Raw genomic sequence first — 11,755 nt, 5'->3', positions numbered from 1 at the left:
TAGAATGGATGTGATCCATAGTGATTGCTCCTTTGTTGATGATTTCTCGCAAAACCATTTTAACATGAAGCTTCACTATGGATTTTTGTTTTTTGATTACCTGTTCAAATTCATTTTACAATTAACCTTATATTTTTCTATTCTATTTCTCTCTCAATAATATCAGCCAGCTTCAGGGCCGCATCCCTGAATTCTTCCGGCGTCGTATAGGAATAGGATAGGCGCAGGGAGTTATTGCGGCGGAAGTCGTAGATGTCGCCGGGGTTGATGAGGATGCCCTCCTTGGCGGCGGCCCGGAAGATGAATTCCATGTGAATCGTCTCCTTTAAGGTCAGCCAGATGTAGAAGCCCCCGTCGGGGACCTGCCACGAGGCGATGCTGCGGAAGCGCTTGTTCAGCACGTCGAGGGCCGCGTCGCGGCGGCGGCGCAGTTCGTTCCGCAAAAAGACGTTGTACTCGTCGTACATGCCGCTTTCGAGAAATTCGGCCATGACCATCTGCGACAGGGAACTCGCGCCGTAATCAACCTGCATCTTCACATCGCCTAATCGCTGGACGACGGGCTCAGGGCCGACGAGCCAGCCGATGCGCAGGCCCGGGGCCAGGGATTTCGAAGCGCTGCCCAAGTAGATGACCGTGCCGATCTTGTCGATGGCCTTCAGCGGCGGCGGGGCGGCGTCAAAGGACAGATCCTGATAGGCGCCGTCTTCGATAATCGGCAGGCGGCGGTTGGCGCAGAATTTCAAGAGGGCATAGCGGCGGTCTGCCGTCATCGTGCGTCCCGTCGGATTGTGATTCGTCGGGATGGTGTACAGCACGGCGTCGGTTTTCGCTGACGACAGGGGCACGATGTTCTGCAGCGACGCCATGCTGATGCCCTGGGCGTCCATGGCCACGCCGGTCAGGCGCAGCCCGGCCGACTGAAAGACGCGGAGGGAATTCAAATACGTCGGCCGCTCTGTATACACGACGGAGCCGCCTTCGAGGAGGCTGGCCGAGATGAGCTGCAGGGCTTGCAAGGCTCCCGACGTGATGAGGATAGACGACGGCGGGGCGATGATGCCGATTTTTTCCAGATGGCGAGACACGGCTTTGCGCAGGCGCTCCAGCCCCAGCGGCTCCGGATAGCCCAGGGACTCTATCGACGACGCGGCACGCGACAATGCCTCCTTCATCATGTCGGCCGGAAAGAGGCGCGGGTCGAGCTCGCCCGTGCCGAGGCGCACCATCTGCGGAGAAAATTCCAACCGGTTAATCTCCTGCACGACGGTCTTATTGGCCTGGAAATAGCCTGCCGACACGTAGCTGCCCCAGTCGGCCTGATGGGGCAGCAGCACCGACCAGGTATTGCTGGCAATGGCCGTGCCGTTGCCCCTGTTGCCCTTGATCAGTCCGTATGAATTCAGCATGTCCAGAGCTTTCCCGATAGTGCCGCGGTTGACGCCGAATAGGCGGGCCAGCTCCCGGTGGGACGGCAGGCGCGTGCCGACAGGCCATTCTCCCGTCTCTACCTTCTGGCAGACGAAGCGGACGATTTGGGCATAGACGGCGTCGGGGCCGGATTTGTCTGGTTTCCAGTCGATCTGTACTGGCTGGATACGATACATGAGGTCCTCCTTTTGGCTCACTTCAATTTTGCCGGTTTGGCTCATTGAAAGGCGAAGCCGGTTTGATATACTAATAGCAGATACGATAACGATGCTGTTATTATACACTATAACCGCTGTGAAATACTATATGCCGCCGCTGATTCGGCCGGTTTAAGGAGGAATATGTATGCAGTTCTTTTTACAAGGGCTGACCATGGGATTGGCCTATGTAGCCCCCATTGGCATGCAAAATCTGTTCGTCATCAACGCCGCCCTGACGTCGTCGCGCCGCCGGGCCCTGCTTACAGCTCTCATCGTCTTATTCTTCGACGCGACCCTGTCGATTTCTTGCTTTTACGGCGTCGGCGCCCTCATGGACCGCTACGAATGGCTCCAGGCCCTCATCCTCTGCATCGGCAGCCTCATCGTCATGTCCATCGGCGTCAATCTCATCCGCTCCCGCCAGGACGACGTATCGCAGTCCGGCCGCACCATGCCCCTGGGCAAGACGATTTCCAAGGCCTGCGTCGTCACCTGGTGTAACCCGCAGGCCATCTTAGACGGCACGATGATGCTCGGTGCCTTCCACGTCACCTTGTCCATGAGCCAGGCCACGCCCTTTATGGCCGGCGTCGTATCGGCGTCCTTTCTCTGGTTCTTCGGCCTGACCTTCTTCATTTCCCTGTACAGCCATAAATTCAACGCCAAAGCCCTGCGGATCGTCAACGTCGTCTGCGGCGCCGTCATCGCCTTCTACGGGGCCAAGCTGTTTTGGAACTTCCTCCAGCTCATGGGCTGGGTATAAGCCCTTGGAGCGTACACTACGTTGAAAGGGACGGCGGAAAAGGGTATCATAAAGGCGAGACTATCATACAGGAGGATCGTCTTATGTTCAACCGCACCGCCTTTTTCTGGAAAATCGGCGTTCTATCACTCGTCGGCAGCGTCTCCGCCTGGCACATGTACTGCGCGTCTGTGCCCTGGCTGGACACGCTGCCGGCATTTCTCCTATTCTGTATTGCGCCCTTCTTCTTTTCCTTAGCCCACAACGCCATTCACGCCGTGCCGCTCTGGCTGGCCAAGTTCTTTGCCTGGGCCGGCGGCTACTGGCTTATCTTTACGATCTATTCCTTTATGGGCGCCGTCGTGTATGGCCTGGCCTGGCTGCTCTGCGCCGCTGCTGGTTTCGACTGGCAGGCCGTCGGCCCCCGCTTGTCGGCGTACATACGGGCCTGCATCCTCATGATACTCGTCGTCGGCTCGTACCGGACCCTCGTGCCGGTATACCGCCATATTTCCGTCGAAACCGACAAAGTGGAAGCCGACACGACGATCGCCTTCTTGTCGGACACCCATTTCAGCCCCCTGCTGAGCCATTGGTTCGTCAAGAACATGGTGCGCCGCATCCAGTCGGTCCACGCTGACGCCATTCTATTCGGCGGCGACCTCATCGACGCCCATTTGGACTTCGTCCGCCGCGACGGAAGCTATACGTACATAAACGGCCTGCGCGCGCCCTTAGGCGTCTACGCCGTCTACGGCAATCACGACTACTTCGACAGCGACGTCAGCGAGCTGGCCCGCCTGCTGCCGGCCGTCCGCTTTCTCGCCGACGAGCAGTACCCTATAGGCCGGAACATCGTCCTGACGGGCATGAGCGACTATATCCACTACCCGAACCATGCCATGCCCGCCGTCGACGCCTCGTCCTTCAACATCGCCGTCGACCACGAGCCGCTGCGCATGGCGCCGGCAGCCCGGCAAGGGTACGACCTGTACCTGGCCGGCCATACCCACGGCGGCCAGTTCTTCCCGGAAAACGTCGTCACCCGCCGCATGTACACTTTGTGCTACGGCGTGCGCCGCTTCGGCCGGCTCCTGGCCGTCGTCACCAGCGGCTACGGCTTCTGGGGCACGCCCTTCCGCACCGGTCCCCGGTCGGAAATCGTCGTCCTTCACCTGCACCGCACGTAACACGCACATACCCCCTGCTTCGCATGTAGCCGAGACAGGGGGTATTATCATGTCCTATTTCATTTTAGACGCGATGAGCCTTCCCAATCGTTCCATGCCGACGCGGATTTTTTCCGGCGGCACGTTGCCGAAGCTGATGCGCATGCAGTTGCGCCCCTTGCCGCCGCCTTCGACGAAAAATCCTTCGCCGGCGATAAAGGCTACCTTATAGGCCGCCGCTTCCTTGAGCAGCTCCGTCGTATTGATATCGCCGGGGAGCTCGACCCAGGTAAACAGGCCGCCGTCAGGGAAGACGCGCTTCGTCCCCTTCGGCAGGTAGGTGTCGATGCTGTCGATCATGACGTCGCGCCGCTCCCGGTAAATCGCCCGAATCTTCTTCAAGTGCTCGTCGAAGTAGCCCCGCTTGAAGAACTCGGCGCACAGTACCTGAGCCAGGGCCGACGTATGAGAGTTCGTCGCCGTCTTGGCGTCGAGGAGCCGCTCCATGATCGGCGGAGCCGCCACGACGTAGCCCAGGCGCGACCCCGGCGAGAAAATCTTGGAAAAGCTGTTGGCCAGGACTGTATGGCCCGTCTTGTCAAAGACCTTGATAGGCGGCAGCTCTTCGCCGCTGTAGCGCAGATCCCGGTACGGGTCGTCCTCCAGGATGAGCACGTCGTACTGGCTGCCCAGTTCAGCCAGCCGCTGCCGCCGTTCTCTCGTCAGCGTCTTGCCCGTCGGGTTGTGGAAGGTCGGAATGACATAGACCATCTTGGGATGGTATTCCTTCATCTTCCGCTCTGCGTCGTCGGGCACGATGCCGTCTTCGTCCGTTTCCACGGCGACGCAATGAGCCTGAAACATTTCAAAAATCTCGATGCAGTGGACAAAGGACGGCGATTCGACGAGGATGACGTCGCCCGGGTCGATTACGACCTGACAGAGAAGGTTCATCGTTTCTAAGCCGCCGTTAACGATCATGATGTCGTCCGCCCCGGCATGGACGCCCTTCGGCTCCAGCAGGATGCGGGCCACGACGTCGCGCAAATCCTTCAAGCCGATGGGATTGTTGTACTGCAGCGCTTCCAGTCCGCGCTTATCCCTCGTCAGCACGTCGTTTGCAATCTCCCGCACGATATCGACGGGCAGGGCCTCCATAGCCGGCGCGCCGCCGCCGAAGGAAATCATCTCCGGATCGGTCATGGCGCTGAATAAATGGCGCACAATCCTTGCCGAGCCTTCCATTGTTTCCATTCGCTTTGCCAATCGTACCATATGAACCACGCTCCTTCACCGTCCGGCGCCGCCTATCTCTTTATAAACTTAACATACTACAAGCTTCTTTCCTTGTAAAGTTAATTTTTTCGGATATGCAATGAAAATTCATCATATCATACGGAACTAAGCTACGGAAGACAGGCCTGGCCGTATTCCAGCAGCAGCTTGCCGATCAAGGCGATGGTTACGACCATCATGACGAAGCGAATAAATGGCGCACCGCGCCGTATGGCCGTGCGGGAGCCGAAATAGGCGCCAATCATCAGTCCGGCTGCCAGAACGACGGCGTATTCATACAGGATTTGGTCCCACATGATGAACAGCAGCAAGGACGTGCAGTTCGTCCCAACAGCCAATATCTTGGCATTGCCAGCAGCGACGACGAAATCAAAGCCTACCATAGCAAAGACAATGACCATAAAGGTCCCCGCGCCGGGGCCGGCAAAGCCGTCGTAGGCTCCGATAGCAAAGGACGCCGCCAGTATCTTGGCGGAAAATACCTTGGCTGGCTCCGACGCACCGCTCCTCCCTATGTCGCGCTTGAAGAACACGACGGCCGCCGTCACAGCCAGTACGACGAGAAGCAGGGGCCGCAGCACGTCTTCGGGAAGATAGATCATGAAGGCGCTGCCGGCAGCCGAACCGGCCAGGGCCAGGGGAATCATGCGCCAAGCCAAGGACAGCTTCGTCTTGCCGGCCCGGATAAATTGAATCGAGCTGACCACATTGCCGCAGGCCGCGGCTAGTTTATTCGTGCCGATAGCCAGGTTGGGCGGCAGCCCCATTGCAAGCAGCATGGGCAGGGATACGAGGCCTCCGCCGCCGGCAATGGAATCGATGAAGCCGACAAATATGCCGCCGACGCCGCACAGCAGCAAGGACAGGGCCGTACCGCCTATCTCTATCATGTCCTGCCGACCGCCTTTTCATAAAAGACCAGCTCCAGCGGAATCAGGCCGTTCAGCTTGGCCGGCGACGCCCCGGCCAGACGGTATCCCAAAGCCTCGTACAAGCTGCGGGCCGGCCTATTATGCATCCACGTATCAAGGCGCACGACGGCACAGCCCGTGCGGACAGCCCAATCTTCGGCATATTGCACCATGGCCCGTCCATACCCACGGCGAGCCACTCTCGGCGAGATGCACAGCGTATGGAGAACCAATACCTGTTCCGGCAGCGCGCCGTACTGCCAGCCAGCAGCGGCGTATTCCGGCGCCTGTACATGGTTGAGTATCATCGCCGCGCCGACGGCTCCGCCGTCTTCCAATACAAACAGCGTCCCCTGAGCAGCCGCTCCTTCCGCGACGACAGCCGTCGGATACACGCCTGCCTGCCAGCCCGTCGTCGTGCCATGCGCTTCCTCATACTGCAGCAGTGCGTCGTACACCGCCGCAACAGCCGGCACGTCGGCCGCAGTTCCCTTTCGTATCGTATAGGTCACAGCCAATCCCCCTTTATTTCTGATAATACTTGATTAAGCCCTGTGTTCCCAGCTCGCCGTTCGCCCCGTCTTCCGCCGCCAAGGCTTCATAATTCGCCAGGACCTGACTCAGCATATCCAGATGAAGTCCCTCCCCTTCGGCTTCGCTCTTTGCCAGAGTCATATCCTTGATGAAATGCTTGATGTAAAATCCCGGACGATAGTCGCCGCAGACGATTTTTCCGCCGAAGGCGTTGAGCTGGGCGCTGCCGGCAGCTCCCGTCGCGACGGAGCGCAGGAACACGTCCAGGTCGAGTCCCTTGGCCTTCGCATAAGCCAAGGCCTCGCACACACCCGACAAGGCGCCGGCAATCATAATCTGATTGGCCATCTTAGCGTGCTGCCCGCTGCCGGCTTTTCCCTGATAATTGATGTTCGTTCCCATAGCTTCAAACAAGGGCCGGCAAGACTTGAAATCATCTTCGTCGCCGCCGGCTAAGATAGACAAGGTACCGTTGATGGCACCTGTATCGCCGCCGGTGACAGGCGCGTCGAGGACAGGAAAGCCTCGTTTCTTCCCTTCAGCGTATATCCTTTCGGCCAGGGTCGGGCTCGTCGTCGTCATGTCGATGAGATACGTCCCCGATGCGGCGCTATCAAAAATATTACCTGCGCCGAAATAGACTTCCTCTACGTCCTTGGGAAAGCCGACCATCGTAATGACGGCGTCGCAGCCCTGCACGCACTGGCCGATAGTCGGGCAGAATACAGCCCCTTCGGCGACGAGATCCGCCGCCTTTGCTTCCATCCGGGCAAACACCCTCAAGGAAAATCCCCGCTTCATCAAGTTCCGGGCCATGGGCTTGCCCATAATCCCTACGCCAATAAATCCTATCGTCTTCATCATCTATCCCTCCTGAGTATAAAGATAGTTCTATTATACCCTATTTGGAGAGTTCTATTGTATAACTGCACCCATTTTCCCAGACAAAACCGGCCCGAAGGAAGGACAGAATCTCCTGCTGCGAGCCGGTTATATTATAACAAAGTATTATATTTTATAAGACATAGATACCTCATGCCGCCATCTCTTACAGAGAATATTCCTGAGGCGGATTGCCGGAAAAATCGGCGATGACTGCACGGGCTTCGGCTAAATAAAAGACTTCGAAAATCGGATTGGACGCGTCGCCGTACTGGCCCTTGACGATGGGATTTGCCATGCACATGTCCTTCGCCGCCATGTTGTTTTCAAAGACAGCCTTGCCGCTCAGGCGAATCCAAGCATACGACGGGCTGGAAACGGACAGCTCCACATAGGGGTTGACCTGCATATCCTTGTACACGTCCTTTGTGCTGTTCGTGCAGAACCACAGCTTTCCGTCCATCTCGCCGGCAAACATAAAGGGACGGCATTTCGCCTTACCGTCGCGGCCAATAGTCGCTAAATACTGTACGGGGTTTTCCTGTAAAAACGCAATGACTTTCTTCATCGTAAAAGACCTCCTGCCTATGCACATCTTAAAAATTGCAACTTTCCGCTTGCAAGATTATAATAATTCCATAGAGATATATTGTAAAGTAAGCACTTTTTTGTGCTGTAGTTACCTAATAGAAACTATGGAATAGGAGGCCTTTTTATGGAACCGATAAAACAACTGCCAGCCTGCCCTGTCGAAACGACGCTTATGCTGATCGGCGACAAATGGAAAGTTCTCATCCTTCGTGACCTCTTGCCCGGAACCAAGCGTTTCGGCGAACTAAAAAAATCCATTGGCTCCGTGTCACAAAAAGTCTTGACAGCTCAGCTCCGCGACATGGAAGCAAAAGGTCTGGTCAGCCGAAAAGTATATGCAGAGGTACCGCCTCGCGTCGAATACAGCCTGACCGATTTAGGTCGAAGCCTGAGCCCTATTTTAAAAGCGATGGCTGAATGGGGCGAATACTACAAAACACTGCATCGCTAAGACCAAAGCTGCCATACGCCGCGCAGCGCATCTGACCGGCCCGTTACACGTCTGCCTTTTCCGTCTTGGTTTTATGAGCGTCTCCCCAAATGCAAAGCTGATCTAAAATATTCATTAGCGACAGGCCTGTATTCGACAGGCGATATTCAACTTTCGGCGGTATCTGGGGGTATTCTGTACGAATGATAAGGCCGTCCTTTTCGAGTTCCTTCAATGCATTGCTCAGTGTTTTATGAGAAATTGTCTTGATATATCGTTTTAATTCATTGTATCGGACAACATGGAATTCCATGAGGCAATATAAGATTACCATTTTGTATTTGCCGCTGATCAACGACAACGTATAGCTGAACCCCGTATCTTCAAAATTAGCTTTTTCTATATAATTTACAATCATATACGCTCTCCTTTTAGTTAGTATCTAACATATTTGTGCGTACTTCATTCTATCTATATATATTGCTATAATTATACCATACAAATAAAGGAGGCGTTTTATAATGCAAAAAAAAATCTGTATATTAAATGGAAGCCCTCGCGCAAACGGCAATACGAAAGAACTCATTAAGCACTTTACAGACGGCGCCAAAGAAGCTGGCTGTGACGTCGTCTGTTTTGATTTGCAAACCATGAATATCCACGGCTGTCTAGGCTGCTGCCGAGGCGGTACAGACACAGCCAATCCCTGTGTACAGCAAGATGACATGTCCAAGATTTATCCTGCATATATCGCAGCCGACATCCTTGTCCTCGCTTCACCCATGTATTACTGGGGATTCAGCGGCCAGCTAAAATGTGCTTTTGACCGCCTGTTTGCCGTCGCCGAATTAAATCCGAACTATGCCAATCCTATAAAGGATTGCATTCTCCTTATGGCAGCCGAAGGCGATACAGAAGATAATTTTGCTCCCGTCAAAGCAGCTTATGAAGGCCTGCTCCATCATTTAGGCTGGAATAATCTCGGCATCGTCTACGCTGGCGGCAATATGGCTGCCGGTGACATCATCGACAAGCCGGCACAACTCCAAGAAGCAAGAGAATTAGGAAAATCCCTGTAATAGTATAAACGGGCTGCCCCTAGGCAGCCCGTTTGCATATTTCCTATATTGTCGTCGGCAACACCTTTTGAAAAGCAATCTTCGTGCTGTTCGCAAACCAAATCGTCCCACAGTATGTAAATCCCATCGCAGCAATAATGCCCCGCATAATCGCGTTGTCTTCATCTGTATCCACGCGGACGGAATATACGCCCTTGGCCGCTGCCATCGCTTCGGCTTCAGCAAAAAGACGCTTTGCCAATCCTTTCCCTTTATAGGCGTCGCTGACGGCCATACGGTGAATGACGACGTACGGCCCGTCGGCCAGCCATTGACCTTTTAAGCCCTCATAAGCTGGTTCGCCGCCGAAATCAATGCAGCAATAGGCGATCATATCGTCGCCGTCGGTCAGGACATAGCCCTTTTCCGCAGCAATATCGCCGGCAATATCCTGTTCTTCCGGATAGCCGTCCTGCCACTGGTCGACGCCCTTGTTCTTCAAAAAGGCCTTAGCCTGATCTATTAAGGCCATGCTTCCCTGTATATCTGCTGTCGTTGCCATGCGAAATGTAATCATTCCATCCGTCTTCCTTCTTATCGTTTCATCCGGTTCCACTCGTCGGCGGCGTTCCGGCTCATGACGGCGGCCAGCCGCAGAGCCGCCGCCTTGTCTTCATCGCTCAGTCCGGCCAGACAGGCCGCGGCCTGCCGGTTTTCTTCGGCAATAAACGCATCGTATATAGCCAGTCCCTTTTCCGCAGGGTATACGTTCCATGCCCGGCCATCCCGGCTGTCGCGCCGTTTTTCCACATAGCCGGCGGCGGCCAGCTTATCGACAGCCTTGGTCGTCGTCGCCTTGTCGACGGCGCACTGCAGCGTCAGGTCGGTCAGCGTCAGGCCCGGCGTTTCGCAGATGCGGGTAAAGAAAATAAATTGTCCCCGCTGAAATCCGTAGGCTTTGAATTTCTCATCCATAATCGAATGGATGCACCGGCTCAGCGTCCCAATATGGCGCAGCAAGTCGCACTCCAGCGATTCCATCGGCAAGCCTCCTTTTTGTTTTTTTTTTTGATTGAAATTTCAACTAAAATGCAGTATAGTATACTCTGGCCCGTTTGTCAATACGGAGATACTGCCCCTTCGTGTTCCTTGCCGCCATAGCCTGTACCGAAACTCCGCGCCCTGCCCCTGCTTTAAGGGCGGCGACACCTTTGTGTTAGAACAAAACGGCGAGCGCGACGATTTCTGACACATGATGGACGGCAACTTCTGTCCCGAAGCGTGGGACTGCGTCAGCCGCTGCGCCTGCGCAGCCTTGCAGGGCGGCTCTATCATACGCGGCAGGTTATGACGAGAAGATAAGAATTACCTGATGCAGCGACAACACGCGGCCGGTTATCTTCAAAAGCGAACGCATCGACATAGACGACTAAGAAAGAACCCCGGCGGACAGCAGGCATAAGGCCGGCAGCCGCCGGGGATTCCGTAAAAGGAGACGCCCCCGCACGAGGCGAGGGCGCGAAAGAGAGTATAGAAAGATTTATGTGATAAAAATGGTATGGACAAGCAGCATAATTAGTTGAAGCAGTACTGGCAAAAGACGCCGGTCAAATCAAACTGACGGCTTTCCATCTGGCGAACCGTTTCTCCGTCGCGCACAGGCTGCGCTCCGATAGAGGCAGCTAAATCTTCTCCGCGGCAGTAAATGCCTTCGCCGTTTGCTTCTCCGCTGAACGGCAGCGGTACCATGACATTGATCATCTGGTCAAAAGAAAATCTCTTCATCATAGCATCCCTCCCTGCAGGCCTTGCCAGTTTATCTCGCCTGCTGACCATACTATAAATCAAATCTCGCCGTTAGTCAATGCTTTTATAGAATTATTTTTATCATTTATCAATTCTTTTATAGAATAGTATATCCCATCTTTTATCTATAATCACGAGTCATTTGTCCATTCAGAATGCTATCTCCGATTCATTGCCAACGCCGCCACGTCTAGTATAATGTTCTCATAACGACAATGCTGTTTATAAGGAGGAATCGTCATGGAAAATACTACGTTTACACAAGCTATGGAAACATTCGTCCAAACCTATGCCCGTTCTGTGGATACCTGCGATATCGACTTGGCCAAATCCCTTTGGAAGCAGGACGGCGCCATATTCTTTATTCACCCGTCAGGCTGCGACCATTCCTTTTCCGAGGTCGCGCAGCATTTTTACCTGGACACGATGGACGCCCGTTTTTCTAAACGCGAGTTAGTCCCTAAGAACCTGCGCTGCGCCCAGTACGGCGACACGGCCGTCCTGGAATTCGAATGGGATTTCTATGCTACAGCCCGCAAAGACGGCTCCGTCGTCCATACGCAGAGACGGGAATCGCAGGTCTTAGTCCGTGAGGACGAAGGCTGGAAAATCGTCCACATCCACTACTCGCCCTTGCCGGAACCATGATTTCCAGCAACCGACGCCGTCCTATCTCAGGGCGGTGTGTTTCTTATCCAACAGGCG

Annotated in this window: 15 protein-coding genes; 5 read left to right on the top strand and 10 right to left on the bottom strand. The window is 54.8% G+C overall.

The features are described from left to right. Positions 1 to 137: 137 nt before the first annotated feature. Complete coding sequence (locus tag CJ260_RS04535; RefSeq protein WP_095629336.1) at positions 138 to 1,607, bottom strand: PLP-dependent aminotransferase family protein; 1,470 nt, start codon at positions 1,605 to 1,607, stop codon at positions 138 to 140. A 169-nt stretch (positions 1,608 to 1,776) separates the two neighbouring features. Between CJ260_RS04535 and CJ260_RS04530 the strand changes: the two genes are divergently transcribed. Then, entirely contained in the window at positions 1,777 to 2,394 is a 618-nt protein-coding gene (locus CJ260_RS04530) for a LysE/ArgO family amino acid transporter (RefSeq protein WP_087477962.1), read from the top strand. An 83-nt stretch (positions 2,395 to 2,477) separates the two neighbouring features. Beyond that, a complete protein-coding gene (locus tag CJ260_RS04525; protein WP_095629335.1) occupies positions 2,478 to 3,563 on the top strand; it encodes a metallophosphoesterase in 1,086 nt (361 codons plus the stop codon). A 54-nt stretch (positions 3,564 to 3,617) separates the two neighbouring features. Here CJ260_RS04525 and CJ260_RS04520 read toward each other — a convergent pair whose 3' ends face one another. From CJ260_RS04520 to CJ260_RS04500, 5 genes are all read right to left on the bottom strand, one after another. After that, positions 3,618 to 4,817 carry a PLP-dependent aminotransferase family protein gene (locus tag CJ260_RS04520; RefSeq protein WP_095629334.1) on the bottom strand — a complete coding sequence of 400 codons (1,200 nt, stop codon included), beginning with the start codon at positions 4,815 to 4,817 and terminating at the stop codon, positions 3,618 to 3,620. Between the two features lie 131 nt (positions 4,818 to 4,948). Then, the gene (locus tag CJ260_RS04515) at positions 4,949 to 5,728 is read right to left on the bottom strand and encodes a TSUP family transporter (RefSeq protein WP_095629333.1); all 780 of its coding nucleotides are present in this window, start codon (positions 5,726 to 5,728) and stop codon (positions 4,949 to 4,951) included. Next, positions 5,725 to 6,261 carry an N-acetyltransferase gene (locus CJ260_RS04510; protein WP_158221367.1) on the bottom strand — a complete coding sequence of 179 codons (537 nt, stop codon included), beginning with the start codon at positions 6,259 to 6,261 and terminating at the stop codon, positions 5,725 to 5,727. Before CJ260_RS04510 ends, CJ260_RS04515 begins: the two co-directional genes overlap by 4 nt. Positions 6,262 to 6,274: 13 nt before the next feature. After that, the gene (locus CJ260_RS04505) at positions 6,275 to 7,147 is read right to left on the bottom strand and encodes an NAD(P)-dependent oxidoreductase (RefSeq protein ID WP_233127895.1); all 873 of its coding nucleotides are present in this window, start codon (positions 7,145 to 7,147) and stop codon (positions 6,275 to 6,277) included. A 184-nt stretch (positions 7,148 to 7,331) separates the two neighbouring features. Further along, entirely contained in the window at positions 7,332 to 7,733 is a 402-nt protein-coding gene (locus tag CJ260_RS04500; RefSeq protein ID WP_095629330.1) for a pyridoxamine 5'-phosphate oxidase family protein, read from the bottom strand. A 147-nt stretch (positions 7,734 to 7,880) separates the two neighbouring features. Between CJ260_RS04500 and CJ260_RS04495 the strand changes: the two genes are divergently transcribed. Beyond that, complete coding sequence (locus CJ260_RS04495; protein ID WP_087477956.1) at positions 7,881 to 8,207, top strand: helix-turn-helix domain-containing protein; 327 nt, start codon at positions 7,881 to 7,883, stop codon at positions 8,205 to 8,207. Between the two features lie 43 nt (positions 8,208 to 8,250). Here the strand turns inward: CJ260_RS04495 and CJ260_RS04490 are convergent, their stop codons facing one another. After that, a complete protein-coding gene (locus CJ260_RS04490; RefSeq protein WP_095629329.1) occupies positions 8,251 to 8,604 on the bottom strand; it encodes a helix-turn-helix domain-containing protein in 354 nt (117 codons plus the stop codon). Between the two features lie 103 nt (positions 8,605 to 8,707). On the opposite strand from CJ260_RS04490, the gene CJ260_RS04485 reads away from it, so the two are divergent. Then, a complete protein-coding gene (locus CJ260_RS04485; protein ID WP_087477954.1) occupies positions 8,708 to 9,265 on the top strand; it encodes a flavodoxin family protein in 558 nt (185 codons plus the stop codon). A gap of 43 nt (positions 9,266 to 9,308) precedes the next feature. On the opposite strand, the gene CJ260_RS04480 is transcribed toward CJ260_RS04485, so the two are convergent. The 3 genes from CJ260_RS04480 to CJ260_RS04470 form a co-directional block, all read right to left on the bottom strand. After that, positions 9,309 to 9,806, bottom strand: a complete 498-nt coding sequence (locus tag CJ260_RS04480) for a GNAT family N-acetyltransferase (protein WP_233127894.1) — start codon at positions 9,804 to 9,806, stop codon at positions 9,309 to 9,311. A 32-nt stretch (positions 9,807 to 9,838) separates the two neighbouring features. After that, a complete protein-coding gene (locus CJ260_RS04475) occupies positions 9,839 to 10,285 on the bottom strand; it encodes a MarR family winged helix-turn-helix transcriptional regulator (RefSeq protein WP_087477952.1) in 447 nt (148 codons plus the stop codon). Positions 10,286 to 10,819: 534 nt separating this feature from the next. After that, positions 10,820 to 11,032 (bottom strand): hypothetical protein, encoded by a 213-nt coding sequence (locus tag CJ260_RS04470; protein ID WP_095629327.1) that lies wholly within the window; start codon positions 11,030 to 11,032, stop codon positions 10,820 to 10,822. A gap of 258 nt (positions 11,033 to 11,290) precedes the next feature. On the opposite strand from CJ260_RS04470, the gene CJ260_RS04465 reads away from it, so the two are divergent. After that, positions 11,291 to 11,698 carry a DUF4440 domain-containing protein gene (locus CJ260_RS04465; protein WP_095629326.1) on the top strand — a complete coding sequence of 136 codons (408 nt, stop codon included), beginning with the start codon at positions 11,291 to 11,293 and terminating at the stop codon, positions 11,696 to 11,698. The last annotated feature ends 57 nt before the right edge of the window (positions 11,699 to 11,755 follow it).

The organism is Megasphaera sp. ASD88, assembly GCF_002287425.1.
Lineage (GTDB): Bacteria > Bacillota > Negativicutes > Veillonellales > Megasphaeraceae > Megasphaera > Megasphaera stantonii.
This window is presented reverse-complemented; position numbering and strand designations above follow the sequence as displayed.

Coding starts and splice junctions, on each gene's coding strand:
- CJ260_RS04535 (WP_095629336.1), bottom strand. CDS start 1,607: ATGTATCGTATCCAGCCAGTACAGATCGACTGGAAACCAGACAAATCC.
- CJ260_RS04490 (WP_095629329.1), bottom strand. CDS start 8,604: ATGATTGTAAATTATATAGAAAAAGCTAATTTTGAAGATACGGGGTTC.
- CJ260_RS04500 (WP_095629330.1), bottom strand. CDS start 7,733: ATGAAGAAAGTCATTGCGTTTTTACAGGAAAACCCCGTACAGTATTTA.
- CJ260_RS04480 (WP_233127894.1), bottom strand. CDS start 9,806: ATGGCAACGACAGCAGATATACAGGGAAGCATGGCCTTAATAGATCAG.
- CJ260_RS04485 (WP_087477954.1), top strand. CDS start 8,708: ATGCAAAAAAAAATCTGTATATTAAATGGAAGCCCTCGCGCAAACGGC.
- CJ260_RS04465 (WP_095629326.1), top strand. CDS start 11,291: ATGGAAAATACTACGTTTACACAAGCTATGGAAACATTCGTCCAAACC.
- CJ260_RS04525 (WP_095629335.1), top strand. CDS start 2,478: ATGTTCAACCGCACCGCCTTTTTCTGGAAAATCGGCGTTCTATCACTC.
- CJ260_RS04515 (WP_095629333.1), bottom strand. CDS start 5,728: ATGATAGAGATAGGCGGTACGGCCCTGTCCTTGCTGCTGTGCGGCGTC.
- CJ260_RS04475 (WP_087477952.1), bottom strand. CDS start 10,285: ATGGAATCGCTGGAGTGCGACTTGCTGCGCCATATTGGGACGCTGAGC.
- CJ260_RS04470 (WP_095629327.1), bottom strand. CDS start 11,032: ATGATGAAGAGATTTTCTTTTGACCAGATGATCAATGTCATGGTACCG.
- CJ260_RS04530 (WP_087477962.1), top strand. CDS start 1,777: ATGCAGTTCTTTTTACAAGGGCTGACCATGGGATTGGCCTATGTAGCC.
- CJ260_RS04495 (WP_087477956.1), top strand. CDS start 7,881: ATGGAACCGATAAAACAACTGCCAGCCTGCCCTGTCGAAACGACGCTT.
- CJ260_RS04505 (WP_233127895.1), bottom strand. CDS start 7,147: ATGATGAAGACGATAGGATTTATTGGCGTAGGGATTATGGGCAAGCCC.
- CJ260_RS04520 (WP_095629334.1), bottom strand. CDS start 4,817: ATGGTACGATTGGCAAAGCGAATGGAAACAATGGAAGGCTCGGCAAGG.